Source organism: Bradyrhizobium sp. RD5-C2, assembly GCF_019972155.1.
Lineage (GTDB): Bacteria > Pseudomonadota > Alphaproteobacteria > Rhizobiales > Xanthobacteraceae > Bradyrhizobium.
In genome coordinates this window covers 215985-240361 of sequence record NZ_BOVL01000010.1, presented here as the reverse complement: position 1 = coordinate 240361, position 24377 = coordinate 215985, and the positions used below count along the sequence as shown (strand labels likewise).

At 65.0% G+C, this 24377-nt stretch carries 21 protein-coding genes; 6 read left to right on the top strand and 15 right to left on the bottom strand.

Translation table 11 applies throughout. From position 1 onward, the window contains the following. Positions 1–35: 35 nt before the first annotated feature. Positions 36–851 carry an alpha/beta hydrolase gene (locus tag BraRD5C2_RS11825; RefSeq protein WP_223968479.1) on the bottom strand — a complete coding sequence of 272 codons (816 nt, stop codon included), beginning with the start codon at positions 849–851 and terminating at the stop codon, positions 36–38. A gap of 3 nt (positions 852–854) precedes the next feature. Beyond that, positions 855–1349: a MarR family winged helix-turn-helix transcriptional regulator gene (locus BraRD5C2_RS11820; protein ID WP_223968477.1), complete on the bottom strand. Its 495-nt coding sequence runs from the start codon at positions 1347–1349 to the stop codon at positions 855–857. Positions 1350–1641: 292 nt separating this feature from the next. Here BraRD5C2_RS11820 and BraRD5C2_RS11815 point away from each other — a divergent pair, with 292 nt between their 5' ends. After that, positions 1642–2808 (top strand): ABC transporter substrate-binding protein, encoded by a 1167-nt coding sequence (locus tag BraRD5C2_RS11815; RefSeq protein ID WP_223968475.1) that lies wholly within the window; start codon positions 1642–1644, stop codon positions 2806–2808. Between the two features lie 21 nt (positions 2809–2829). Continuing rightward, the gene (locus BraRD5C2_RS11810; RefSeq protein ID WP_223968820.1) at positions 2830–3282 is read left to right on the top strand and encodes a cupin domain-containing protein; all 453 of its coding nucleotides are present in this window, start codon (positions 2830–2832) and stop codon (positions 3280–3282) included. Between the two features lie 136 nt (positions 3283–3418). Here the strand turns inward: BraRD5C2_RS11810 and BraRD5C2_RS11805 are convergent, their stop codons facing one another. The 10 genes from BraRD5C2_RS11805 to BraRD5C2_RS11760 all read right to left on the bottom strand — a co-directional run bounded on the left by BraRD5C2_RS11805 (position 3419) and on the right by BraRD5C2_RS11760 (position 16747). Further along, entirely contained in the window at positions 3419–4660 is a 1242-nt protein-coding gene (locus BraRD5C2_RS11805) for a flavin-dependent oxidoreductase (protein WP_223968474.1), read from the bottom strand. A 279-nt stretch (positions 4661–4939) separates the two neighbouring features. Then, complete coding sequence (locus tag BraRD5C2_RS11800; protein ID WP_223968472.1) at positions 4940–5335, bottom strand: RidA family protein; 396 nt, start codon at positions 5333–5335, stop codon at positions 4940–4942. A 1-nt stretch (position 5336) separates the two neighbouring features. Further along, the gene (locus BraRD5C2_RS11795) at positions 5337–6176 is read right to left on the bottom strand and encodes an enoyl-CoA hydratase family protein (RefSeq protein ID WP_223968470.1); all 840 of its coding nucleotides are present in this window, start codon (positions 6174–6176) and stop codon (positions 5337–5339) included. An 11-nt stretch (positions 6177–6187) separates the two neighbouring features. Beyond that, positions 6188–6967, bottom strand: a complete 780-nt coding sequence (locus BraRD5C2_RS11790; RefSeq protein WP_223968468.1) for an SDR family NAD(P)-dependent oxidoreductase — start codon at positions 6965–6967, stop codon at positions 6188–6190. Beyond that, entirely contained in the window at positions 6964–9279 is a 2316-nt protein-coding gene (locus tag BraRD5C2_RS11785) for a bifunctional salicylyl-CoA 5-hydroxylase/oxidoreductase (RefSeq protein ID WP_223968466.1), read from the bottom strand. The genes BraRD5C2_RS11790 and BraRD5C2_RS11785 overlap by 4 nt, the downstream gene beginning before the upstream one ends. 539 nt (positions 9280–9818) lie before the next feature. Then, complete coding sequence (locus BraRD5C2_RS11780; protein ID WP_223968464.1) at positions 9819–11357, bottom strand: sugar ABC transporter ATP-binding protein; 1539 nt, start codon at positions 11355–11357, stop codon at positions 9819–9821. Continuing rightward, positions 11354–12475: an SMP-30/gluconolactonase/LRE family protein gene (locus BraRD5C2_RS11775; protein ID WP_223968462.1), complete on the bottom strand. Its 1122-nt coding sequence runs from the start codon at positions 12473–12475 to the stop codon at positions 11354–11356. Before BraRD5C2_RS11775 ends, BraRD5C2_RS11780 begins: the two co-directional genes overlap by 4 nt. Next, positions 12475–14613: an ABC transporter permease gene (locus BraRD5C2_RS11770; RefSeq protein WP_223968460.1), complete on the bottom strand. Its 2139-nt coding sequence runs from the start codon at positions 14611–14613 to the stop codon at positions 12475–12477. Before BraRD5C2_RS11770 ends, BraRD5C2_RS11775 begins: the two co-directional genes overlap by 1 nt. Before the next feature lie 98 nt (positions 14614–14711). After that, complete coding sequence (locus tag BraRD5C2_RS11765) at positions 14712–15737, bottom strand: sugar ABC transporter substrate-binding protein (RefSeq protein ID WP_223968458.1); 1026 nt, start codon at positions 15735–15737, stop codon at positions 14712–14714. Positions 15738–15814: 77 nt separating this feature from the next. After that, positions 15815–16747, bottom strand: coding sequence for an ABC transporter permease (locus tag BraRD5C2_RS11760; RefSeq protein WP_223968456.1), 933 nt, complete (start codon positions 16745–16747; stop codon positions 15815–15817). 172 nt (positions 16748–16919) lie between these two features. Here BraRD5C2_RS11760 and BraRD5C2_RS11755 point away from each other — a divergent pair, with 172 nt between their 5' ends. Beyond that, complete coding sequence (locus tag BraRD5C2_RS11755; RefSeq protein WP_223968454.1) at positions 16920–17927, top strand: LysR family transcriptional regulator; 1008 nt, start codon at positions 16920–16922, stop codon at positions 17925–17927. 18 nt (positions 17928–17945) lie between these two features. Here the strand turns inward: BraRD5C2_RS11755 and BraRD5C2_RS11750 are convergent, their stop codons facing one another. Genes BraRD5C2_RS11750 through BraRD5C2_RS11740 form a run of 3 tightly spaced genes read right to left on the bottom strand, consistent with a single transcriptional unit; the run spans position 17946 to position 20062 of the window. Continuing rightward, the gene (locus BraRD5C2_RS11750; RefSeq protein ID WP_223968452.1) at positions 17946–18821 is read right to left on the bottom strand and encodes an SDR family NAD(P)-dependent oxidoreductase; all 876 of its coding nucleotides are present in this window, start codon (positions 18819–18821) and stop codon (positions 17946–17948) included. Positions 18822–18825: 4 nt separating this feature from the next. Continuing rightward, positions 18826–19383 (bottom strand): carboxymuconolactone decarboxylase family protein, encoded by a 558-nt coding sequence (locus tag BraRD5C2_RS11745; protein WP_223968450.1) that lies wholly within the window; start codon positions 19381–19383, stop codon positions 18826–18828. Continuing rightward, on the bottom strand, positions 19361–20062 hold the full coding sequence (locus BraRD5C2_RS11740; RefSeq protein WP_223968449.1) for a TetR/AcrR family transcriptional regulator: 702 nt from the start codon (positions 20060–20062) through the stop codon (positions 19361–19363). Before BraRD5C2_RS11740 ends, BraRD5C2_RS11745 begins: the two co-directional genes overlap by 23 nt. Before the next feature lie 159 nt (positions 20063–20221). On the opposite strand from BraRD5C2_RS11740, the gene BraRD5C2_RS11735 reads away from it, so the two are divergent. From BraRD5C2_RS11735 to ilvD, 3 genes are all read left to right on the top strand, one after another. Continuing rightward, positions 20222–21433 carry an ABC transporter substrate-binding protein gene (locus tag BraRD5C2_RS11735; RefSeq protein ID WP_223968447.1) on the top strand — a complete coding sequence of 404 codons (1212 nt, stop codon included), beginning with the start codon at positions 20222–20224 and terminating at the stop codon, positions 21431–21433. 7 nt (positions 21434–21440) lie between these two features. Next, positions 21441–22334 carry an MBL fold metallo-hydrolase gene (locus tag BraRD5C2_RS11730; protein WP_223968446.1) on the top strand — a complete coding sequence of 298 codons (894 nt, stop codon included), beginning with the start codon at positions 21441–21443 and terminating at the stop codon, positions 22332–22334. Positions 22335–22478: 144 nt separating this feature from the next. Next, the gene (ilvD, locus tag BraRD5C2_RS11725; protein ID WP_223968445.1) at positions 22479–24323 is read left to right on the top strand and encodes a dihydroxy-acid dehydratase; all 1845 of its coding nucleotides are present in this window, start codon (positions 22479–22481) and stop codon (positions 24321–24323) included. Positions 24324–24377: the final 54 nt, after the last annotated feature.

Below are 24377 nucleotides of genomic sequence, written 5' to 3'. Positions count from 1 at the left end.
GGAAATCGCGTAGACATGGCGCGGGCCAGCAAACCTCAGAGTTGCGTGAGCTGCTTCAGCCGCGCGACCATCTCCGACTCCGGGTCGGCGAGCGGTGCGATCGCGGTGAAATGATTGGCATTGGGCACGGTGCCGAACCGCGTTGCCACGCCCGCTTTGCCCCAGACGTCCACGATGGTTCGGCTCTGCCGGTGATATTCGGCGCTCTCGGCGCCGCCAACCATCGCATCGAGCGTCGCGCCTGCGGGCGCTTTCCAGAGCAGCGGGCTCGCCGCCCTTGCTGCGTCGCGGTCAAGGCCAAGCGCCTTGTTGATGGAGGTGCCGACCAGCGGCTCGAGCTCGAACAGGCCGGAGATCGCGTAAGCGGCCCTGACCAGATTCGCCGGCAGCGACGCATCGTAGGCCGGCCAATCGGTCGCGAGCATGCATGCGGCCAGATGCCCGCCAGCGGAGTGTCCCGACATGACCAGTGGCCGGCCGAGCTTCGCCAGTTCGCGTGTTGCCGCGCGCATCTCGCCGATGATGTCGCCGACAGTGACATTGGGGCAGAGGTCGTAGCTCGGCACCGCAACGCTGATGCCGTGACCATTGAGGCCCCGCGCGCAGTGGCTCGACGACGAGCCATCAAGCGCCTGCCAGTAGCCGCCATGGATGAAGACCACCAGCGGCCCGTCGCGATCACCCTCAAACAGATCGATGACGTTGCGGCTGCCCGGACCATAGCTCAGCCGCCGCGGCGGATGCTGCTCGCGATAGGCCGCGGAGTCCCTCGCCCAGCCGGCCATCAGCGCCGGATTTTCCGGCACCCGCGCGCGGTTGTTGTATTCGACCTCGTAATCGATCTCGCTCACGGCTTAAGCGGTCCTCGCTTTGGCGGAGCGCTGGGCCGAGCCCTTGGCCTTGGCGAGCAGCCGCATCAATTCGCGGATATCCTTCGGCGACAGGTCGCCGAAGATATCGGCGATCCATTTCTCGTGCTCGGTCGCCATCTTGCGGAATTCGGCCCGGCCGAGCTTGGTCAGCCGGATGAACTGCACGCGGCGGTCGGTCTCCGAAGTGCGGCGATCGAGATGGCCGGACTCGACCAGCCGCTCGACCAACCCGGTGACGTTGCCGTTCGACACCATCATCCGCTTCGACAGGTCCGACAGCGTCATGCCGTCGGAGACCTTGTCGAGCTGGGCCATCAGGTCGAAGCGCGGCAGCGTGACATCGAACTTCTCACGCAATTGGCTGCGCACCTCGCTTTCGATCAGCGTGGTGCAGGTCAAAAGACGCAGCCACAGCCTGAGCTCGGTGCCATGATCGTCGGGCAGTTCGACGGCTTTGGTTTCGGAATCGAGGTTCATGCGGCGATCGTGCCTCCGCGCCGGGTTTCGGTCGGACCGATTGCTTTGAGCTTCAAGCAATTCGCGCTGCGCCGCAAGGACAATTGCGAATCCTGCCCGAAACTCCCGGTCGATCGGTAATTTGTTTAAACTTCAAGCAATTGGCGCGACGCTTGCATGTGCAGCGCCTGCATGGGGCGCGGCGTTTGCCCTGACGCAATGCCACATCGCTTGCAGCGGTCGCGCGCGTCAGACTAAGCTGAGGTCAATGAGGCTGAGACAAGGGCAGCAAGCCGGTGGTTGGGGGAAAGACATGAAACATTTGACGAAGCTCGCGGGACTGGCGGCGCTGCTGGGTATCGCAGTGACCCCGGCGACCGCGCAGGAGAAGATCAAGATCGGCGTGCTGGTAACAACCTCCGGTCCGGCCGCAGCGCTTGGCCAGCAGGTCCGCGACGGGTTTGCGCTCGCGGTCAAGGATCTCGGCGGCAAGATGGCCGGCCGCGAGATCGAGATCGTCAACGCCGACGATGAGCTCAAGCCCGACGGCGCCGTGGTCAAGGTCCGCGGCTTGCTCGAGCGCGACAAGGTCGATTTCGTGGTCGGCCCGATCTTTTCCAACATCCTGCAGGCGATCCACCGCCCGGTCACCGAGAGCAAGACTTTCCTGATCAGCCCGAATGCCGGTCCCTCCAGCTACGCCGGCAAGGAATGCAACCCGTTCTTCTACGTGACGTCGTACCAGAACGATCAGGTGCACGAAGTCCTCGGCAAGGTCGCGCAAGACCGCGGCTACAAGCGCGTCTATCTGCTGGTGCCGAACTATCAGGCCGGCCGCGATTCCGTCGCCGGCTTCAAGCTCGACTACAAAGGCGAGATCGTCGAGGAATCCTACACGCCGATGAACACGCTGGATTTCCAGCCCGAGCTCTCCAAGATCGCCTCCCTGAAGCCGGACGCGCTGTTCACCTTCATGCCGGGCGGCATGGGCGTGAACCTCGTCAAGCAGTACAAGCAGGCCGGCGCGACCGTGCCGGTGCTCTCCGCCTTCACCGTCGACGAATCCACCCTGCCCGCGCAGCAGGATGCCGCGGTCGGCATGTTCGGCGGTGCGAACTGGGCGCCTGATCTGGACAATCCCCAGAGCAAGAAGTTCGTCGCCGCCTATGAGGCGGCCTACAAGGGCGTGCCCGGCACCTACGCCATGCAGGCCTATGACGCAGCGCTGTTGATCGACAGCGCGGTCAAGGCGGTGAAGGGCGACCTCTCCAACAAGGACGCGGTCGCTGCGGCGCTGAGAAAGGCCGACTTCACCTCGCTGCGCGGTAACTTCAAGTTCAACAACAACGGCTATCCGATCCAGGATTTCTACCTCACCAAGGTCGCGAAGCGGCCGGACGGTAAATTCCAGACCGAGATCGTCGAAAAGGTGTTTTCGAACTATGGCGATCGCTACGCCAAGGACTGCGCGTCGAAGTAAAGATCAGGAGGAAACATGACGATGAAAGACGAGATCGCCGGCATCACACGAGCCAATGACGGCATCCAGGGCATTTCCTGGAGCATCCTCGGCCAGACCTATGTGCCGAAGAGCCGTACCGAGCATTCGTTCTCCTGGCACGCCACGTTCCCGCCCGGCACCTTCGTTCCGCCGCACATCCATCCCGACCAGGACGAGTATCTCTACATCCTCGAGGGCAAGCTCGACTTCATGCTCGACGGCGCCGATGAATCAGCCACATCAGGCGATCTGGTGCGGCTGCCGGCGGGCAAGCCGCACGGCATCTTCAACAAGTCGCAGCAGTTGGCCAAGACGCTGTTCTGGGTGTCGCCGACCCGCAGGCTCTATGACCTGTTCTGGGCGATCCACAACATGAAGGAGCAGAACCCGGATGACGTGGTGCGGCTCGCCGCCGAGCACAACATCCACTTCCTGCCGCCGCCGCCGGCGTAGGACGCTCCTCCGTCATCGCGAGCGAAGCGAAGCAATCCGTCGTTCGGCGATCGCGGAACGATGGATTGCTTCGTCGCTACGCTCCTCGCAATGACGATCTAGAGATCGCCGACCGGGCTTCTCTTCCTTGAAAGACCTACTGCCGCGCCACCACGCGCGCGGCGAAGCCGGCCTTCGCGGCATAGCCGCGCACGATCGCCTCGCGCGCTTCGTAATTCAGGATGGTGTCGACGTCGGTAAAGCCCTGCGGCGCGAGCTGCTCGACGGCGTCTATCACGCCCTCCGGGCCGCCGCGGCGGTTGGAGGCGACGATGTCGGCGGTCATCGGCAGCCGCTGCCGTTCATAGGCCGCCAGCGCCTGGCGCGGATGCTCGGCCCGCGCCAGCATGTCGGCGAGGCACCGCGCATCAAGAATGGCCTGCGACGCGCCGTTCGAACCAACCGGATACATCGGATGCGCGGCGTCGCCGAGCAGCGTGACGCGGCCGCTCGACCAATAAGGCAGCGGATCGCGGTCGCAGCATGGATACTCCCAGAACTCCGGCGTCGCGTTGATCAGGCCGGCGAAGTCGACCTGCGGGATGGTGAAACCAGTGACATAGGGCATCATCTCGTCGCGACGGCCGAGATTGGACCAGCCCTCGCGCCGCGGCGGCGGCGAAGAGCCGTCGCCGATCCGCACCAGCACCGCCCAGTTGGTGAGGCGGCTCGCCGGGCTCGATCCCGGCGCGATCGGATAGATCACGGCCTTGGCGTTCAGCCCGCCGGCGATGATCATCGAACGGCCGGTCAGGAAAGCCGGCCAATCGGTCGCGCCGCGCCACAGCATCAGCCCGTTCCAGCACGGCCCGCCCTCATCCGGAAACAGCATCTCGCGCACCTTGGAATGGATGCCGTCGGCGCCGATCAGGATGTCGCCGCGCGCAGTGTGGACATGGCTGCCGCTGCGATCGAAGAAATACGCGGACACGCCGCCCTCATCCTGCGTAAAGGAGCCGAGCCGGCACCCGGTGCGGATCGCATCGGCACCAAGCCGATCGATCACCGCCTGATGGATCACGCCCTGCAGGCGGCCGCGATGAACAGAGAATTGCGGCACGTCGTGGCCGGCATCGAGCCCGCGCTTCTCGTGCCAGACCTGCTGGCCATGCCGCGTCAAATAGAACAGCTCAAAGGTCCGGATCGCGACCTCGTCGAGCTTGTCGAGCAGGCCGAGCCCCGCCAGCTCGCGGATCGCATGCGGCAGTGTGTTGATGCCGACACCGAGCTCGCGGATCGTCTCCGATTGCTCGTACAGCTCGCAACTGATGCCGCGCGAGCGCAGCATCAGCGCAGTGGTGAGGCCTCCGATTCCGCCTCCGACGATAATCGCCTTCATCGTCCCTTACTCCACTCACAACAGGACGTTCTTACGCTTTCGCCTAAGGTCGCACGGCCCTTTGTCCGGCCGCAAGCGGGTTTGTCGCCCGGGACTTGGGCCGGCGGGCGATGATTGAGCTTAGGCTTAACATTGCTTCAGCGAACTCCAATCCATCCCCGTCACCCTGAGGAGCGCGGAACGCGCGTCTCGAAGGGTCGACGGCCACCAGCCGGGCCGTGCATCCTTCGAGACGCCGCTTCGCGGCTCCTCAGGATGACGGACGATCCGGCATCGTCGTTAATCCGGCACCACGGCGATGGCCTGGATTTCCACCTTGGCGCGGTCCTCGATCAGGCCCGCAACCTGGATCGCGGTCATCGCCGGAAAGCGCCGGCCGATCGCGTCGCGATAGACGGCGCCGATCTCCTTCAGCCGCGCGGAGTATTCCTTGCGATCGAGCAGGAACCAGGTCATCGACACGATGTGTTCGGGCCCGGCTCCGCCGGCGGCGGCGACCGCGACGATGTTGTGCAGGGTCTGGCCGATCTGCGCCACGAGATCGTCGCTCTCGAACACGCATTGCCCGTTCCAGCCGATCTGGCCGGCGATGAAGATCTGTTTGCCGCGCGCGGCCATGCCGTTGGCATAGCCGATCGGCTTGGCCCATCCGTCCGGTTGCAGAATTTCGATCATCTCAATTGCCCTCGAAAGCGGGTTTCTGCTTGGCGGCGAAGGCCTCGAAGGCGCGGCGGAAATCGCCGGTCACCATGCAGATCGCCTGCGCCTGCGCTTCGGACTCGATCATCTCGTCGACGCCCATCGCCCATTCCTGGTTGAACATCGTTTTCGTCACGCCATGTGCGAACCACGGTCCATCCCCAAGCGAGCGCGCCAACTCTTGCGCGGCGGCAGCGAGCTCGGCCGGCGGCACCAGGCGGTTGTGGAAGCCCCACGCAAAACCTTCGTCGGCGCTCATCGCGCGTCCGGTATAGAGCAGATCGGCGGCATGGCCCTGCCCGATCACGCGTGGCAATAATCCGCACGCGCCCATGTCGGCGCCGGCAAGCCCGACGCGGGTAAACAGGAACGCGGTCTTGGCCAGCGGCGTCGCCAGCCGCAGGTCGGATGCCAGCGCCAGCATCGCGCCGGCGCCGGCGCAGATGCCGTCGATCGCCGCGACGATGATCTGCGGGCATTTGCGCATCGCCCGCACCACCTCGCCGGTCATCCGGGTAAAGGCGAGCAGGTCCGGCATCGCCATCCGCGTCAACGGCTCGATGATCTCGAACACGTCGCCGCCGGAGCAGAAATTGCCGTCGGCACCAGTCAGCACGATGGTACGGACGTCGGACGCGTATTTGAGGTTGGTGAAGAGATCGCGCAGCTCCTCGTAGGACTCGAAGGTCAGCGGATTCTTCTTGTCCGGCCGGTTCAGTGTGATCGTTGCGACACGGCCACTGGCGTCGGTCGACCAGCGGAAGTGCTTTGCGGGATAATCCCTGAACGGACGGAGCTTTGCTTTCATCTCGGACATGATGTGTTCCTTCACCCGGTAAAGACTTCACCGCCGGCGACCGCGACGGCTTGTCCGTTGATTGACGATGCGCCCTCTGACGCGAGCCAGAGGATGGTGTCGGCGACCTCCTCCGGCGTGACCAGCCGCTGCATCGGATTGACCTTGGCGAGCGTGGCGCGCGCCTCCTGCTCGCTGCGCCCCGTCTTGGCGACGATGTTGGCGGCCGCATCCGCCACCAGCGGCGTGTCGGTGTAGCCGGGGCAGACCGCATTCACGGTGACGCCGCGCCGCGCGTATTCCAGCGCCAGCGAACGCGTCAGGCCGACGACGCCGTGCTTGGCGGCGACATAGGCCGAGACATAGGCGTATCCGGTGAGACCGGCGGTCGAGGCAACGTTGATCACCCGCCCACGGCCGCGCTGCGCCATGGCAGGCAGCACCGCATGCGTCACCAGGAACACGCTGGAGAGATTGCTCGCCAGCATGTCCGCCCACAGCGCCGCGCTCGTCTTGTCGAACGGCGCGCTGGCGGCCTTGCCGGCATTGTTGACGAGGATGTCGATCGGGCCCGCCTCGGCCTCGATCTGCGCGACGCCTTTGGTCACCGCAGCTTCATCGGTCGCGTCGATCGAAACGGCGGCGCCCGCGTGCGCTCCGAGCAACGCCGCCGTCGCCTTCAGTGCGTCGATCCGACGTCCGGCGATGCTGACGCGCACGCCGGCTCTTGCGAGCGCGATTGCCGTCGCGGCCCCGATGCCGGAACCGGCACCCGTGACCAGCGCATGGGCGTTGGGCCAGAACCCTGTCATGCCTTCACTCCCGCGGCTACGCGTTCGAGATTGGCCTCGTATTGCGACTTGCCCGACAGATACTGCTTCGGCCAGGCAACCTGCTTGATGCCGATCTTCGCGGCCTCATGCAGCGTCCACGCCGGATCGGCCAGATGCGGCCGCGCGATGGCGCAGAGATCGGCGCGTCCGGCGGCGATGATCGAATTGGCGTGGTCGGCTTCCGAGATCGCGCCGACCGCGATGGTGGCGATGCCGACCTCGTTGCGGATCTTGTCGGCGAACGGCGTCTGGTAGAGCCGGCCATAGATCGGATGATCGTCGGCCCAGACCTGGCCCGAGGAGCAATCGATCAGGTCGGCACCCGCCGCCTTGAACAGTTTTGCGAAGGCCAGCGCATCCTCGGGCGTGTTGCCGCCCTCGGCCCAATCGTGACAGGACAGGCGGACCGACATCGGCTTGTCCTCCGGCCACACCGCGCGGATCGCACGGAACACTTCCAGCGGATAACGCGCGCGGTTCTCGATCGATCCGCCATAGTCGTCGGTGCGGCGGTTGGTCAGCGGCGACAGGAAGCTCGACAGCAGATAGCCGTGGGCGCAGTGCACCTCCAGAATATCGAAGCCGGCGCTGGCGGCGCGCCTGGCGGCGGCAACGAACTGGTCGCGCACCTCGTCCATCTCGGCGCGGCTCATCGGCTCCGGGATCTGGCCGTCGGGCAGATAAGGCACCGGCGAGGCCGATACCAGCGGCCAGTTATGGTCAGGCAGCGGTTCGTCCATGCCTTCCCAGGCGACGCGCGTCGAGCCCTTGCGGCCGGCATGGCCGAGCTGGATGCCGATCCTGGCTTGCGAATTGCGATGCACGAACTCGACGATGCGCTTGTAGGCCACGGCCTGCGCGTCGTTCCACAGACCGCAGCAGCCGGGCGTGATCCGCGCCTCCGGCGAGACGCAGGTCATCTCGGTGAACAAGAGGCCGGCGCCGCCGAGCGCGCGGGAGCCGAAATGCACCAGGTGGAAGTCGTTGGGCACGCCCTCCTCCGCCGAATACATCGCCATCGGCGAGACGATGATCCGGTTGGCGAGCGACAGGCCGCGGATCTGGAACGGCGTCAGCATCGGCGGCGTGGCGCGCTCGTTGGTGGCCGGCACGCCGCTGCGCTCGGCGAACCAGCGCTCATAGCCTTCGAGCCATGTCTTGTCGCGCAGCCGCAGATTCTCGTGGCTGATGCGCTGCGAGCGGGTCAGCAGCGAATACATGAACTGCTCCGGCTCCAGCGTATCGGCATAACGCGAGCCGACCACCTCGAACCATTCCATCGCATTGCGCGCGGCATTCTGGATCCGCGCCACATCGACCCGGCGCAGTTCCTCGTAAGCCTCCAGCACGGCGGGAATGCTGTCCTTCGTTGCGCCGTGGATCTTGAACTGGTTGGTGAGCTCGATCGCATCTTCCAGCGCGAGTTTGGTCCCCGAGCCGATCGCGAAATGCGCGGTGTGGGCGGCATCGCCCATCAGCACGACATGACTGCTGCCGTTGAACGCGGTCCACTTGCCGCAGATCAGCCGCGGAAATGACAGCCAGGCCGAGCCGCGCAGATGCCGCGCGTTGGAGACCAGATGATGCCCCTCGAGAATCTCAGCGAACACCTTCTCGCAAAACGCGATGGATTCTCCTTGATCCATCTTGTCGAGGCCGTGGGCGAGATACGCCTCTTCGGTGGTCTCGACGATGAAGGTCGCCGCGCCCTCCTCGAACTTGTAGATGTGCGACTGGAACCAGCCATGCTCGGTCTTGCGGAAATCGAAGGTAAAGGCATCGAACGGCCTGACGGTGCCGAGCCAGATATAGCGGTTCGGCCGCATCAGCATGTCGGGCTGGAAGGTTTCGGCATATTTTGCGCGAACCTTCGAGTTGACGCCGTCGCACGCCACGACCAGATCGGCGTCGGGGAATTCGAGATCGGAATTGACCTCGCGTTCGAAGATCAATTCGACGCCGAGCTCCTCGGCGCGCGCCTGCAGGATGTTGAGCAGCCGCTTGCGGCCGATACCGACGAAGCCGTGGCCGGTGGTGCGCATCCGGCGGCCCTTGATCAGGACCTCGATGTCGTCCCAATGGTTGAAGGCCTGCTCGATCGTATCAGCGGTGACCGGGTCCCATTTGCGCATGTTGTCCATGGTCGCATCGGAGAACACCACGCCGAAGCCGAACGTGTCGTAGGGCCGGTTGCGCTCGACCACGGAGATGACATGCGTGGGATCCAGCATCTTCATCAGGATGCCGAAGTAGAGCCCGGCCGGCCCGCCTCCAATGCAAACGATGCGCATGGCGTTCTCGCCTTTCCGTTTGAGCATGATCGCGTCGGAAAACCGGGTGCCACTTTTCCGGATCATGCTCTGGCTTCGGCCGGGGTCAGTTTCCCTGCCAGCCGATACGGCATATTATTTTATACTTAAAATAATTGTCAAGGGTGGTTGTCGGCTCATCCATTGCTGTCGTCCCGGCGCAGGCCGGGACCCATACGCCGCAGCAGGCCTTGCCGGCGGGACTCGTCGTTCCAGCAACGCGCAATAATGACAAATTGTGGTTATGGGTCCCGGCCTTCGCCGGGACGACATCGAGGATGAGGCGCCGCCGACGCGCATGTGTCGACATCAAGGGCGGATTAGCCGACCACGTCCGCCGTAGCTCAACGAGCGAAGGCGGAAGGCGCAATCTGCCCTACTTATCTCGCTGCTCGTCATTCCGGGGCAGCCCAAAGGGCTGAGCCCGGAATCCATCAGGCCGCATCATGTGCGGCGAAATGGATTCCAGGCTCTCGCTTCGCGAGCCCCGGAATGACAGCGGAGAGACGTCGCGCGCGCCCTCAATGCACCGCGGCGTACAGGATCTTGTCCTGGGTCGCGTCCGCCGCATCAAACTCGGCGACGATGCGGCCAGTGCGGGCGACCAGGATGCGGTCGGAGACGGCGAGGATCTCCGGCAGATAGGACGAGATCACCACCACCGCCTTGCCCTCGTCGGCGAGGCGGCGGATTTCGCCGTGGATGTGCGGGATGGTACCGACGTCGACGCCGCGGGTCGGCTCATCGAAGAAGATGATCGACGGTTCCTGCACCAGGGTCTTGGCCAGCACCACCTTCTGCTGGTTGCCGCCGGACAGCTCGACGATCCGCGCCTTGCGTTGCAGCGCGCTGATCTTGAGCCGGTCGACCCAGTAACTGGCGAGCTTGCTGCGCCTGGCGCGCGACAGCAGCAAGCTCCAGCCCTTCCGCGTGGCGAGGCTGCCGATATAGACGTTGTCGTCGACCACCATGGTCTCGAAGAAGCCGTTGGCCTTGCGGTCCTCGGTGATGTAGGCGATGCCGTCATTGATCGCCTGCCGCGGCACGCGATAGCGGATCGGCTTGCCGCGCAGCCGGATCGTGCCGCCATTGACCAGATTGCGTTTCAGCGCGCCATAGACGATCTTGGCGATCTCGGTGCGGCCGGAGCCGATCAGACCGGCAATGCCGACCACCTCGCCGGCATAAACCGAGAACGACATGTTCTTGACCGCCATGCCCATGGTGACGTTCTCGACCGTCAGCACCTTCTCGCGGCGCTGATGGGTCTTCGCTCTTCCGCCATAGACGGCCTGCGCCACCTCGCGCCCGACCATATGCTGCACCAGCGCATCGCGGGTGAGCTGCTTGGCGGGCGCCGTGATCACCAGCTTGCCGTCGCGCAGCACGGTGATGCGGTCGGCGATCTGCAGCGATTCCTCCAGCGCATGGGAGATGTAGATGATCGAGACCCCGCGGGCGCGCAAATCGCGCACAAGGTGGAAGAAGTGGACGATCTCCTCAGGCGTCAGCGATGCGGTCGGCTCGTCGAAAATGATGATGCGCGCCTTGTTGTAGATCGCGCGCGCGATCTCCACCATCTGCTTCTTGGCGGTGCCGAGCAGCGCCACCGGCGTCGCGGGGTCGACGTGGAAATTGAGCGACTGCAACAGCTGCTGGGCCTGGATGTTCAGCGTGCGGAAGCGCGTCAGCAGCTTCTCGTTGCCGAGCTCGATGTTCTGCGCCGCGGTCATGGTCGGCACCAGGCTGGTCTCCTGATAGACCATGCAGATGCCGGCATCGAGCGCGTCGCGCGGCTGCTCGAAATTGGCGGGCTTGCCGTCCAGCAGGTAGTCGCCGGAGGTGAGATTGATCGCACCCGCGATCGCCTTGCACAGCGTCGACTTGCCGGCGCCGTTCTCCCCAACCAGCGCGTGCACCTCGCCGGGATAGAGATCGAAATTGACCCCCTCGATGGCGTGGACACCGCCGTAGATCTTGGAGCCGTTCGTGATTCGCAGCACCGGCTCGCGGGTTGGGGACTGGGTGGCGGGCGCCGCCTGCGTCACACCGTCATTCATCGCAGCTCTCCCGTGTAGCGCAGCAGTCGCCCGGCGCCGCGCGCAGCGATCACGATGCCCGAGGGCGTCGCGCAGGCAGCGGTGATGCCGTGGAAGCGGCCACCGGCGCGGCTGTGCAGGCTGTCGCTGGCCTCGCCTTCGGCATCGAGATGCACGAGCAGGCCATAGGAGCGCGGCGGCGCCCATGGCTTCTGGATGCCGAGCGCCTTGACGCTGCCGATCTGCATCGGCTCCAGGCAATCGCTGCCGCCGACCAGCGCCGGCGCGACCCAGTAATCGGGCGGCATCGTCGCCATCATCTCCTCGCGGAAATCGTCTTCCTTGAGCACGAATTCGATCAGATGGGTGCGGCGCGCGAACACGCCGAGCAGCGCCCCGCCATGGCCGTCCGAATGCAGCCGTGCCGGATAGCCCGCCATGTTGGCGGCGACGGTCTCGCGCGGACCGAGGCCCGTGCCAGCTAGCGCGAACCGGCTGAGGCGATGCGCCCAGCTCTCGGTGAGCCACAGGCTCTTGCCGTCGGCGGAGACCATCACGCCGTAGGGATATGGCAGATCGCGCAGCAGTACCTGCGGATCGTCGAGGCCGGTGCCGCAGCTGATCAGGCGACCGCCGGCGCGCTTCTCCATCAGATCGTGCCGCCACTCGCCCGGGCGGCGGCCGGCGCCGCCTTCGACGGCATAGATGCGGCCATCGGGCGCCGCCGTGACCGACAACAGCCCCGTGAGCGCGCTGCCGCCGGCAGCCTCCAGCCAACGCGGCGCGGGTTTTGCGGGATCGATCGCGGCAAGCCCCCTGCCCGCAACGCAGACCAAAAGGCGGCCGTCCGGATGCAGCGCGAGCCCGCCGGCATCATCCTCGAACTCGGCGACAACCGTGCGGGTCGCGAAATCCGCACCGGTGAGCTTCAGCACCTGGCGGCCGGCGGAGACATAGATCGCGCCGTCGCCAGCGGCGATGACGTCGTCGATTCCGGGCAGCGGCTCGCCGATCGGCACCGCGGTGTCGAGCCGGTCGTTCGGGCTCATCGCGCCATCGAGCGGCGGGATCGCGTTCTGGCCGCCGTCGCGGTCGGTGACGCTGCGGATATCGCGCAGCAGATGATCGAAAAATCCCATTATTTCGTCACCCTGCTTTTGGCGCCCCAATAGGCATCGTAGCCGGTCCAGCTGTCGTCGACGCCGTCGAGCTTGATGCGGCCGATCCGGTTGTTCTCGAGCCCGCCGAGATAGAGATAGCCCTGATGCTCGCGCATCGAGGTCAGGGTCGAATGCGAGATGCCGGTCGGGTCCCACCACGACTCCAGCGCCTCGCCCTTCTCGTTGAACTTCAGCACGCAGCCATGGTTGAGCGCGGGCGCCAGCCACTCGTCGGCCGGCACCTGCTTGACCATGCGCAGGCGGAAGCCGGGCTTGCGCGCAGCAAGGTCGAAGGTTGGTGTGCGGATGCCGACCAGCGCCAGCCAATACGTGCCGTCGGAAGCGCGGTTGATGTTGTCGGGGTTGCCCGGCAACTCGTCCATCAGCACTTCGGTCTTGCCCTTGTTCGGGCCGTCGATCCAGTGGCGGAACACCTTGCACAGCGAGGTCGACGCAATCAGGATCGACTTGCCGTCATGGGAGACGCAGATCCCGTTCGGGAAATAGAAGTGGTTGATCACCGTGCGCGTGGTCTTGGTCGCCGGATCGTAGCAGACCACGCGGCCGTTGGGCCGGCCCTCGAGGATGTCGAGGGTGTTGGTGGTCATCTCGTAGCGCGTGGTGCAGTCGCTGAAATAGATCTTGCCGTCGGGCGCGATGTCGAGATCGTCGGCCATGCGCAGGCGGGAGTCATCATTCAGCTTGTACCAGGTGCGGTTGGTCTCGTCGGTGACCTTGAAGATGCGGCCGTCGGGCGCGATGCCGTAGACGCCCATGCCGGCGACGGCGACGATCAGATTCTCGTCGCGATCGAACTGCATGCCGAGCGGCCGGCCGCCGATATGGGCGAACACCTCGCGGGTCTTGAAGTCAGGCCCGGAGAATCGGATCACATTGCCGTCGCGGGTCGAGCCGTAGAGCCGGCCCTGACGATCGAGGATGACATCCTCGGGCCCCTCGACCTGATCGACGCCGATCGCCTGCGCGTTGATCAGCCGGTCGTTCTGCGCGTAAGGCGAGGCCGCGCCGGGCTGCACCGCCGGCGCCGACGCCAGTGGCACGAAGGCCGGATTGACGTAGATCTTCTGGATCGCCTTGCCGCGGTTCTTCGACCATTTGACGTCGATGCCGACGGCGGCGAGCAGGATCATGCCGGTTACCGCCGAAGTGACGTAACCCGGGATGCCCATGCGCACGAGGCCGTTGATCAAGAGGAAGATGATCAGCGCGCCGATCATCGCCCGCCACACCGTGCCCTTGCCGCCGGCCAGCGACACGCCGCCGAGCACCACGGCGGTCAGCGCCTGGAATTCCCAGCCCACGCCGGTGGTGGAATCCGTGGAGGCCTGACGTGCTGCGTAGAAGATGCCGCTCGCCGCGCACAGCGAGCCCGACAGCACATAGGTCATGAACAGCATCAACCGGACGCGGATGCCGGCATGGCGCGCGGCCTTGCGGCTGGCGCCGATCGCGGTGAGATGCCAGCCATAACGCGAGCGCGACAGGAAGATGTGGCAGATCAAAAGCACCACGAACAGCGTCGCCGCATTGACGGGAATGCCGAGCACGCTGCCACCGCCGATGAAATCCCAGGCGTCGCTCTCGACCGAATTGGTCGCAAACACCTGGGCGTAGCTGGTGTTGAGCAGATTGACCGAGGCGCGCAGGATGATCAGCGTCACCAGCGTGGTCAGGAACGGCCGCGTCTTGAGAAAGCCGATCAAAAAGCCGTTGATGCTGCCGAGCACCGCGCCGACCAGAAGCGTCGCCGGCACGGCAAGCCCGACCGGCCATTCGCGCACCAGCAGGAAGTAGAGCGCCGCGAAATTGCACAGGGCGAAGATCGCGCCGACCGACAGGTCGATGCCGCCGGTGACGAGGCAGAAGCCCATCGCGAGCGCGACAAAGCCGAATTCGGCGAATAGCCGCAGCAGCGAGACCGAGTTCTGCACCGAGGCATAGTCGGGAATGGTGAGCGCGAAATACGCCCACAGCCCGATCATCACGGTGAAGGGAACGACCGGCTCGAACCACTGTTTCAGCAACAGCTCCGACAGCAGGAGCCGGGGTGAGAACCGCCGCACCGAAGCGGAAAAGGAATCAACTGCCATCGACATCGCCAAAGCACTCCTGATCCGGTTTCAACGTCTCCGGATTCTGACCCGTGATACAGCCGGCGCGGGAATGCCCCCCGCGCCGGCTGTCTCGCGCCTTGTTAGTTTTTCTTGGGTAGCGCGAAGCAGGTACCGCCGAGCGAGGCGTTCGACTTATCGATCCAGATCGGGCGCGTGTAATAGGACAGGTTCTTCGAGCCGGGCTTGTCGCCGGACATCAGCAGCGTCTCGGCTGCGAACATCAGGTCGTGGCCCTGCTCGGTTGCCTTGTAGCTGAGGAACTTGCTGAAATTGCCTGACGTGACCTGGTCGCAATCGAGCTGCGAGCCCTCACCCGAGGCGAACACCTTCACGTCGTCGATCTTGCCGGCATTGCGGATCGCCTGCGCGGCGCCCGATTCCATGATGCCCCAGAATCCGATCGAGGCGCAGAGATCAGGATGCTGCTGGATCACGGTGGCGGTGATGTTGAGCGCGGTGTTGGCGTCCCAGTTCGCTGCCTGGTTCGACACCACCTTGATGTTGGGATCCTTGTTCAGGACATCCATGATGGCGCCAACCTGATCGACGCTGGCGGCTGCGGTCAATTCGCCCTGCACGATCTGCACCTTGCCCGATTTGCCGGAGCCGGTGCCGCAGGCCTTGACGGCTTCGTTCGCCAGCATCCGGCCGATCTCGCGCCAGTCGACGCCGACAAAGGCGCCGGACTTGTAGTTGGAGGCCATGTTGACCTGGATCACATGGGTGCCCTGGGCCTCGGCGCGCTTCAGATCCTTCATCAGCAGTGTCACGCTCGGATTCTGCACGATCAGGACGTCGGGCTTCTGGTCGACCAGCGCGGTCAGCGCCTGCTGCATTGCCGATGGATTGTTGTTGGGGTCGCGCACGATGTATTTCATGCCGCGCCACTCGGCCTCTTCCTGCACCACGCGGCCCCATTCGTCGGACAGCGGCACGCCGAGCGCGATCGGCAGATAGGCGACGGTCTTGCCCTGCAGCGACTTGTCGTAGGCGGCGCGCAGCTCGCGCCCGGCCTTGGTACCTTCCTCCTGCGCCGATGCCGCGAACGGCACCGCGGCGAGCGTCACCCCGGCGAGCAGGATCGTCCAGAACTTGGTCGTCTTCATCGTCTCCTCCACAGAAAATTCTTTTGATTGATTGGAATTGTTTTTTTGATTGGCGCAGCGCGCTCAGTCGCCTTGTTTCAGTCTCCTTGCCGCGCGGTCTCCTCGTCACGGGGATGCAGCCAGTTGTCGAGCACGATCGCGGCCAGCAGCACCACGCCCTTGATGATGTTCTGCACCTCGCTGTTGACGTCCATGATGGTGAAGGCGTTGAGCAGCGTGCCGATCAGGACACAGCCGACCACGACGCTGAACACGCTGCCACGGCCGCCGATCAGGCTGATGCCGCCGATCACGACGACCAGCACGACGTCGAAGATCATGGTGCCCTGGGTGATCGCCATCTGCATGCTGCCCGTGGTGCCGACCCAGACCAGGCCTGCAATCCATGCGAGCAGCGCAACCAAGACGTGCTCCAGCACAATCAGCGGACGCAGCGGAATGCCGGTCAGCCGCGCGGCTTCCGGATTGTCGCCCTGTGCATAGATGAAGCGGCCGATCGAGGTGCGCGACAGGAACAGGTGCATCGCGATCGCACAGACCGCGAACACCAGGATCGGAACCGGGATGCCGAACAGCCGTCCAGCGCCGAGATACATCAGGCCCGGCGCGTCCTTCGGCGCGTAGACCACCCAGGCCGGCGCGATCCAGAACGCCAGGCCATAGATCACGAAGCCGGCGGCCAGTGTCACGAACAGCGCCGGCGCCTCGACGAAGGCGACCATGACGCCGTTGACGACGCCGATCAGCACCGCAATGGCCAGCGCCAGCAGCACTGCCGTGAAAAAGGGCATGCCGTTCTGCATGTAGATCAGCGCGATCGCCCAGGAACCGGCCATGATCGCGACCTCGGAGAGGTCGATGCCGCGGCTGATCACGATCAGCCCCATGCCGAGGCCGAGCACGCCGAGGATGGAAATGCTGCGCAACAGGTTGAGGAGATTGGAGACTGTGGCGAAACCGTTCAGCGTCAGGCCGAACACGACCAGAAGCGCAATCGTAATCAGGAGCACGATCTGCTCCTGGCTCGGCTTTGCGAACATTGAGCCCGAGCGAGATGATGCCGCAGGGACAGCAACGCCGCGCGATGGCGATTGCACGCTCATCGTTTCCTCCAGGTATTATTTTGCTTGAGACTTTAAGAGCGCCAACTCATATTCGTCAAATGCATTCGACGGATACGGATTGATTATTTCCATGCATGTGCGCGATATCGATCTCAACCTGTTCGTCGTGTTCGACGCGATTTACACTGAGGGCGGCGTCAGCCGTGCCTGCTTCCGCCTCAATTTGACCCAGCCCGCGGTAAGCCATGCGCTGGGCCGGCTGCGCGCGATGTTCAACGATCCGCTGTTCGTGCGCCGCCATCACGTGATGACGCCGACCCCGCTGGCGCGCCAGATCATCACCACGGTGCGCCAGGCGCTCAACGGCCTGGAGACGACGCTGACCCATACCAACCGCTTCGATCCGGCCAAGACGCCGAAGCGGTTCGTGATCGGCCTGCGCAACAACCTCGAGGCGCCGATGCTGAGCGCGCTGATCAACCGCATCAGCACCGTCGCGCCGCTGGTCGAGATCGCGACCGTGCGCAGCGAGCGCAACAATCTGGAGCGCGAGCTTGCTGCCGGCACGCTTGATGTCGCGATCGATACGCTGCTGCCGCTCTCCACCGAGGTGCGGCGCGAGCAGATCCTGACCGAGCATATCGCGGTGTTCGCCCGGCGCGGCCATCCCGAGCTCGGCAAGCGGCTCGACAAGAAGGCGTACCTGCGCCTGGAACATGTCTGCGTGACGTCGCGGCGCAGCGGCCTGTCGTTCGAGGACTTCCAGTTCCAGCGCCTCGGCTTGACCCGCACCGTGCGCCTGACCTGCCAGAATTTTGCGACCGCCTGCCATGTCGTGAGCCGCAGCAACATGCTGCTGACGGCGTCGGAGAGCGCCGCCTCCGTGCTGGAAGACCCCGGTCTGTTGCAGTGCTTCCCCTGCCCGTTCCCGATCAGCCCGCATGTCAATTATCTCTATTGGCATGCCACTGCCGAGGGCGACACCACCAACCAATGGCTGCGCGAGCAGCTGCGCGCCGCCGCCGCGTTGCTGGCCGGCAGCCGTTTCAGCAAGAACAACCGCCGTGCAGCCAGGACACGCCCCAAGGTGGGCATCCCGGTGCCGACCAGCCTTGCCGCGGAGTAGCGGCGGAGTTCAACTCGGCTAGAGTCCGCTCAGGCCGCTATCCACCGCGAGCGTCTGCGCGGTGACGTAGACGCTTTCATCCGACATGAAGAACAGCACCGCATAGGCGATCTCCCACGCCGTCGCCTGGCGGCCGAACGGAACCTGGCTCTTGCCGCGCGACGGCCGGCCCGCGCCGGCCTCGCGGCCGTTCGGCGTGTCGACCAGCCCGGGATAGACCAGATTGGCACGGATGCCGCGCCGCGCACCGGTATGCGCGATGTTGCGCATCAGCCCGCCGAGCGCCGCCTTGGAGGAATCATAGACCGCCATCTGCGATCCCGCCTTCAGCGCCGCGATCGAGGAGATGAAGACGATCGAACCGCCATCGGCGAATTCGGGCAGGGCCGCGCGGCAGCACAGCATCGGGCCGCGGACATTGACGTCGTAGATCCTGTTCCATTCCTCGGCGCTGACATTGTCGAGCCCGGTCTTGCCGAAGGTGCCGATGTTCAGCACCATGCCGTCGAGACCGCCCATCGCGTGGTGCGCCTCGGCGATCATCCTGATGACATCGGCCTCGCTGGTGACGTCGGCAGCGATCGCGAAGGCTCGGCCGCCGTCAGCCGCGATGCGCGCGACCGTGTCCTCCGCAGAGGCCCGGTTGAGGTCAGCGACCGCGACATGTGCGCCCTCCCGCGCGAACAGCAGGCTCATCGCGCGGCCGTTGCCGATCGGATCGGTCGCGGCATCGAACACGCGCTGGCCGCCGCCGACCACCAGGATGCGGCGGCCGTTGAGGCGGCCCCTGCCCGGCGCGGTGCCTGACGATTCCGCGCTCAGCGGACGGACACAGCGCTCCAGCTTCGTGTCTTGCGAGGTCTCTTGCTTGGCCTCTTGCGAAGTCTCCGACATCCCATCAACCCCGCTTCTTGCCGCCCTCGAACACGGCCATGCCGGCGGCCGGATCGAGATCGGTCTCGGTCGCCTCCGTCAGCCGCGCCATCATCATGTAGAAACCGAGCGTGACGATCGCCTCGACGATCTCCTGATCGCTGAAATGCTCGCGCATGCCGGCAAAAGCCGTCTCGCCGACGCGGACCTTCTCGACCACCTCGCGGCCGAAGCGGAGCAGCGCTCGCTCGGCGGCGTTGAGTGCAGCGTCGTCATAGTCGCCGCGCTCAACGGCATCGATTTGCGCTTGCGTCACGCCGACGCCGAGCGCGATCGGCACATGCTGCCGCCACTCATAAGCGCCGCCCTCGAGCTGCGCGGCCTGCAGGATCAGCAGCTCGCGATTGACCGCCGACAGCTTCTGCTTGTGCAGGATCGAATTGGCAAACCGCATCGCCGGGATCATGTTGGCCTCGGCATGAGCCATCATGCGGAAGATGTTGAGCTTGACCGGCATGCGGTCGAACGCGGCGCGGATGTCGCCGCTCGTGGTGTCCGGATCAATCAGAGGCAGCCTTGCCACGCGTCTCTCCCTTTTTTCGTTGCTTCTTGTCCAATGTGTCTGCGTCCTTTGCCGCAATCAGCGACAGGAAGAACGCGAGATAGCGGTCGATCGCCTCGATCACCTTCGGCCGCGGCGAGGCCTGCGCGCCCATCACATAATGTTCGAGCCTGACATAGATCAGGCCGGCCGCGAACAGCCGTGCCGCCTCGCGCGGGTCTGAGGTCGAGATCAGTCCGGCGAGCGCGAAGCCGCGGAAATAGTCCGTCATCAGGCTCTGTTCGCGCGCGTAGAAATGGTCGGCGAACTTGGCGCGGATGCCGGGCACACGGTTGCGCTCGGCGGTGATGACCTTCTGGAACTGATGCTCGCGCGGATCCGACCATTGTTCGACGAGGTCGAGCGCGAACTGGCGGCAGAACGCCGCCGGCTGCCGCGCGAGCTGCCGGTAGCGCGGCGCCTCGAGCCGGTCGGCCGAACTCGCCGGACCGTGCTCGCTGACGATCGCCTCGAGGATCGCGGCCTTGCCTGGAAAATGATTGTAAAGGCTGCTCTCGCGGATGCCTACGCGGCGCGCGAGCTCGCGCATCGACGCGCCGCCATAGCCGCTTTGCGCGAACAGGCTGAGCGCCTCGCTGAGGATGCGCTCGCGGGTGGAGGTCACGACCGCCTCGGCCGCGCTGGATGTGGAAGCCGCCATACCGTCTTGACTAACGAACGATCGTTCGCTAGTCAACCGTACGAACGATCGTTCGTCTGACGGCAGCGGTCACGACCCGCAAGCCGCGCAGGCAGCGGGCGAAGTATTCGCGTTTCAACTCCGCCCGAAGAGGCGGAGAGCAATCCGGGAGATTCCGTCATGGCTCGCCTCGTCCGCTCTCATTTGCGCGCGACCCTTTTGTTGCTGCCGCTGATCGCCGCCGGCACCGCACGAGCCGAGAGCCCGAAATACGATCCAGGCGCCGACGACAAGACGATCAAGATCGGAACCACCGCACCGCTGTCCGGCCCCGTCTCGGCCTTTGCGCAGATCGCGAAATCGGCGGAGGCCTATTTCCGCAAGGTGAATGACGAGGGCGGCATCAACGGCCGGCGGATCCAGATGATGATCGCCGACGACGCCTACAGTCCGCCCAAGACCGTGGAGCAGACCCGTCGCCTGGTCGAGAGCGACGAGGTGCTGTTGATCTTCGGCGGCGTCGGCACGCCGACCAACAGCGCCGTGCACAAATATCTCAACGACAGGAAGGTGCCGCAGCTCTTCCTCGGCTCGGGCGCGGCGAAGTGGGACGATCCGAAGAACTTTCCGTGGACCGTCGGCTGGCAGCCGACCTATCGCGACGAGGCCATCGCCTACGCCAAGTACATCAAAGCGAACCACCCGAACGCCAGGGTCGGTGTGCTCTATCAGAATGACGACCTCGGCAAGGACTATCTGAAGGCGCTGGAGGAAGGCCTCGGCAGCACCGAGGCGATCGTGGCGCGCGCGGCTTACGAGACCACCGCCCCCACCGTCGATACGCAGATCCTGCTGCTCAAGAGCAGCGGCGCCGACGTCGTGCTGGTCGCGGCGACGCCGAAATTCGCGGCGCAGGCGATCCGCAAGATCGGCGAGATCGGGTGGAAGCCCACCACCATCATCTCCAACGTCTCGGCCTCGATCAGCGGCGTGCTCGAACCCGCCGGAAAGGACAATTCCACCGGCGTGATCTCGAGCCAGTACCTGAACGACTCGACCGACCCCGCGCTCAAGGACGACGCCGGCTACAAGGAATGGCTCGCCTTCATGGACAAATATATGCCCGACGCCAACAAGAGCGACTGGCTCAATGTCTACGGCTACACCATCGCGCAGACGCTGGCCGCGGTGCTGAAGGCCGCCGGCAACGACCTTACCCGCGCCAACGTGATCAAGCAGGCGACCAGCATCAGGGATCTGCATCTGCCGATGCTGATCAATGGAACGGCGGTCAGCAATTCGCCGGAGCGGTATACGCCGATGACCAGCCTGCAACTGATCCGCTACGACGGCACGCGCTGGGTGCCGTTCGGCGAACTCATCAGGAACTGAGCACCGCATGCGCCAGATCACGATCGGCAGCATGCGGATCGATCGGCTGGTCGAAATCCCCTCGCTCGCCTTCGACAAGACATGGCTGTTCGCCAACGTCACCGACGAGGTGATCGCCGCGAACCGAAGCTGGCTCGATCACCGCTATATCGAGCCGGAGACCGGTCGCTTCATCCTGAGCCACCACTCCTATCTGGTGCGGACGCCGCGCTGGACCGCGGTCGTCGACACCTGCTGCGGCAATCACAAGCCGCGCCCGCGCGTGCCTGCCTGGAACAATCTCAACCAGCCCTATCTGGAAAACATGGCCGCGCTCGGCGTGCGGCCCGAACAGGTCGACTTCGTGATGTGCACGCATCTGCATGTCGACCATGTCGGCTGGAACACGCGGCTGATCAATGGACGCTGGGTGCCGACCTTTCCGAAGGCGCGTTATCTGATGGGACGCGCCGAGTTTCGCCACTGGGAGGCGGCGCACCGGGCGAACCCGCCCACACCGGTCAATCACGGCGCGTTCGAGGATTCGGTGCTGCCCGTTGTCGCGGCCGGTCAGGCCGAATTCGTCGACACCGATCACCTGCTGTTCGATGACCGCGACGCGGGCCTGCGCTTTGCGCCGGCGCCGGGCCACACCGCCGGCAACATGCAGATTCATCTCAACGGCGGCGGCGATCATGCCGTGATGTCGGGCGATGTGATCCATCATCCGATCCAGTGCGCGGAGCCATGGCTGTCGAATGCCGCCGATGTCGATCCCGCGGCAGCGCTCGCCACCCGTGTGACGCTGCTGGAGCAATTGGCGGACACGCCGAGCTATCTGCTGACCGGGCACTTCCCCGCCCCGACCGCGGGCCGCGTGGTCCGGCATGGCGAGGCCTTCAGGTTCAGGTTCGAGGGTTGAGCGTGTGAGCCGCGGCCACGGCGGCCGGGATCGAAGTCGGATAGCGGGGTTCAGCCATGCGGTTCCGCGCTTGAATCGGCTGCTGCGGGCGGGCATAAGGGCTGCCATCTCCCCTAAAAAATGGCCATAGCCCAAGGATTTACGATGCCCGCCTATCGCTCCCGCACAACCACCCACGGCCGCAACATGGCGGGTGCACGCGGCCTGTGGCGCGCCACCGGCATGAAGAACGAGGATTTCGGCAAGCCGATCATCGCGGTGGTCAACTCCTTCACCCAGTTCGTGCCCGGACATGTGCATCTGCAGAACCTCGGCCAGCTGGTGGCGCGGGAAATCGAGAAGGCCGGCGGCGTCGCCAAGGAGTTCAATACCATTGCGGTCGATGACGGCATCGCGATGGGCCATGACGGCATGCTCTACAGCCTGCCCTCGCGCGAACTGATCGCCGACAGCGTCGAATACATGGTCAACGCGCATTGCGCCGACGCGATGGTCTGCATCTCCAACTGCGACAAGATCACCCCCGGCATGCTGATGGCGACGCTGCGCCTCAACATCCCGACCGTGTTCGTCTCGGGCGGCCCGATGGAGTCCGGCAAGATCCTGCTCAAGGGCAAGAAGCGCGCGGTCGACCTGATCGATGCGATGGTCGCCGCCGCCGACTCCAACGTGTCGGACGAAGAGGTCGAGGCGATCGAGCGCTCGGCCTGCCCGACCTGCGGCTCCTGCTCCGGCATGTTCACCGCGAATTCGATGAACTGCCTGACCGAGGCGCTCGGCCTCGCGCTGCCCGGCAACGGCTCGGTGCTGGCGACCCATGCCGACCGCAAGAGCCTGTTCGTCGAGGCCGGTCATCTGATCGTCGATCTCGCCCGCCGTTATTACGAGCAGGACGACGCCAAGGTGCTGCCGCGCAACATCGCGAACTTCAAGTCGTTCGAGAATGCGATGACGCTCGACATCGCGATGGGCGGATCGACCAACACCGTGCTGCATCTGCTTGCCGCCGCGCGCGAGGGCGACGTGCCGTTCACGATGGCCGACATCGATCGCCTGTCCCGCAAGGTGCCGGTGCTCTGCAAGGTGGCCCCCTCGGTGCCGGACGTCCACATGGAGGACGTGCATCATGCCGGCGGCATCATGGCGATCCTCGGCGAGCTCGATCGCGCCAGGCTGCTCACGACCGACGGACCGATGGTGCATGCTGAGACGCTCACCGACGCATTGAACCGCTGGGACGTGGTGCGCACCTCGAGCGACAAGGTGCGCAACTTCTACTGCGCCGCGCCGGGCAACGTGCCGACCCAGGAAGCGTTCAGCCAGGATCGCCGCTTCGAAGAAGTCGATCTCGACCGCGCCGAGGGCGTCATCCGCAGCGCCGAGCATGCCTATTCGAAGGACGGCGGTCTCGCCGTGCTGTTCGGCAACCTCGCCGAGGATGGTTGCATCGTGAAGACCGCCGGCGTCGATCAGAGCATTCTGAAATTCTCGGGCCCGGCCCGCATCTTCGAGAGCCAGGACGCCTCGGTCGACGCCATCCTGACCAACAAGGTCAAGGCCGGCGATGTCGTGCTGATCCGCTATGAAGGTCCGCGTGGCGGCCCGGGCATGCAGGAGATGCTCTATCCGACCAGCTATCTGAAGTCGAAGGGCCTCGGAAAGGCCTGCGCGCTGATCACCGACGGCCGCTTCTCCGGCGGATCGTCCGGCCTGTCGATCGGCCACGTCTCGCCGGAAGCCGCCGAAGGCGGCCTGATCGGCCTGGTCGAGGAAGGCGATATCATCGAGTTCGACATCCCGAACCGCAAGGTCAATCTCAAGGTCGACGATGCCGAACTCAAGCGCCGCCGCGCAGCGATGGAAGCCAAGGGCAACGCGGCGTGGAAGCCGGCCGCGCCGCGCAAGCGCGCCGTCTCGACCGCGCTGAAGGCCTATGCGGCCTTCGCGAGCAGCGCGGCAAAGGGTGCCGTGCGCATCCTGCCGGAGTAATGAACGACGAGGTTGCCGTACTTGGCTGCAGTCTCGCGGCAGATTAGCTGCACC

What these genes read in the sequence shown, in the direction of transcription:
- BraRD5C2_RS11820 (WP_223968477.1), bottom strand. Translation starts at nt 1,349, where the DNA reads ATGAACCTCGATTCCGAAACCAAAGCCGTCGAACTGCCCGACGATCAT.
- BraRD5C2_RS11815 (WP_223968475.1), top strand. Translation starts at nt 1,642, where the DNA reads ATGAAACATTTGACGAAGCTCGCGGGACTGGCGGCGCTGCTGGGTATC.
- BraRD5C2_RS11810 (WP_223968820.1), top strand. Translation starts at nt 2,830, where the DNA reads ATGAAAGACGAGATCGCCGGCATCACACGAGCCAATGACGGCATCCAG.
- BraRD5C2_RS11805 (WP_223968474.1), bottom strand. Translation starts at nt 4,660, where the DNA reads ATGAAGGCGATTATCGTCGGAGGCGGAATCGGAGGCCTCACCACTGCG.
- BraRD5C2_RS11800 (WP_223968472.1), bottom strand. Translation starts at nt 5,335, where the DNA reads ATGATCGAAATTCTGCAACCGGACGGATGGGCCAAGCCGATCGGCTAT.
- BraRD5C2_RS11795 (WP_223968470.1), bottom strand. Translation starts at nt 6,176, where the DNA reads ATGTCCGAGATGAAAGCAAAGCTCCGTCCGTTCAGGGATTATCCCGCA.
- BraRD5C2_RS11790 (WP_223968468.1), bottom strand. Translation starts at nt 6,967, where the DNA reads ATGACAGGGTTCTGGCCCAACGCCCATGCGCTGGTCACGGGTGCCGGT.
- BraRD5C2_RS11785 (WP_223968466.1), bottom strand. Translation starts at nt 9,279, where the DNA reads ATGCGCATCGTTTGCATTGGAGGCGGGCCGGCCGGGCTCTACTTCGGC.
- BraRD5C2_RS11780 (WP_223968464.1), bottom strand. Translation starts at nt 11,357, where the DNA reads ATGAATGACGGTGTGACGCAGGCGGCGCCCGCCACCCAGTCCCCAACC.
- BraRD5C2_RS11775 (WP_223968462.1), bottom strand. Translation starts at nt 12,475, where the DNA reads ATGGGATTTTTCGATCATCTGCTGCGCGATATCCGCAGCGTCACCGAC.
- BraRD5C2_RS11770 (WP_223968460.1), bottom strand. Translation starts at nt 14,613, where the DNA reads ATGTCGATGGCAGTTGATTCCTTTTCCGCTTCGGTGCGGCGGTTCTCA.
- BraRD5C2_RS11765 (WP_223968458.1), bottom strand. Translation starts at nt 15,737, where the DNA reads ATGAAGACGACCAAGTTCTGGACGATCCTGCTCGCCGGGGTGACGCTC.
- BraRD5C2_RS11750 (WP_223968452.1), bottom strand. Translation starts at nt 18,821, where the DNA reads ATGTCGGAGACTTCGCAAGAGGCCAAGCAAGAGACCTCGCAAGACACG.
- BraRD5C2_RS11740 (WP_223968449.1), bottom strand. Translation starts at nt 20,062, where the DNA reads ATGGCGGCTTCCACATCCAGCGCGGCCGAGGCGGTCGTGACCTCCACC.
- BraRD5C2_RS11735 (WP_223968447.1), top strand. Translation starts at nt 20,222, where the DNA reads ATGGCTCGCCTCGTCCGCTCTCATTTGCGCGCGACCCTTTTGTTGCTG.
- BraRD5C2_RS11730 (WP_223968446.1), top strand. Translation starts at nt 21,441, where the DNA reads ATGCGCCAGATCACGATCGGCAGCATGCGGATCGATCGGCTGGTCGAA.
- ilvD (WP_223968445.1), top strand. Translation starts at nt 22,479, where the DNA reads ATGCCCGCCTATCGCTCCCGCACAACCACCCACGGCCGCAACATGGCG.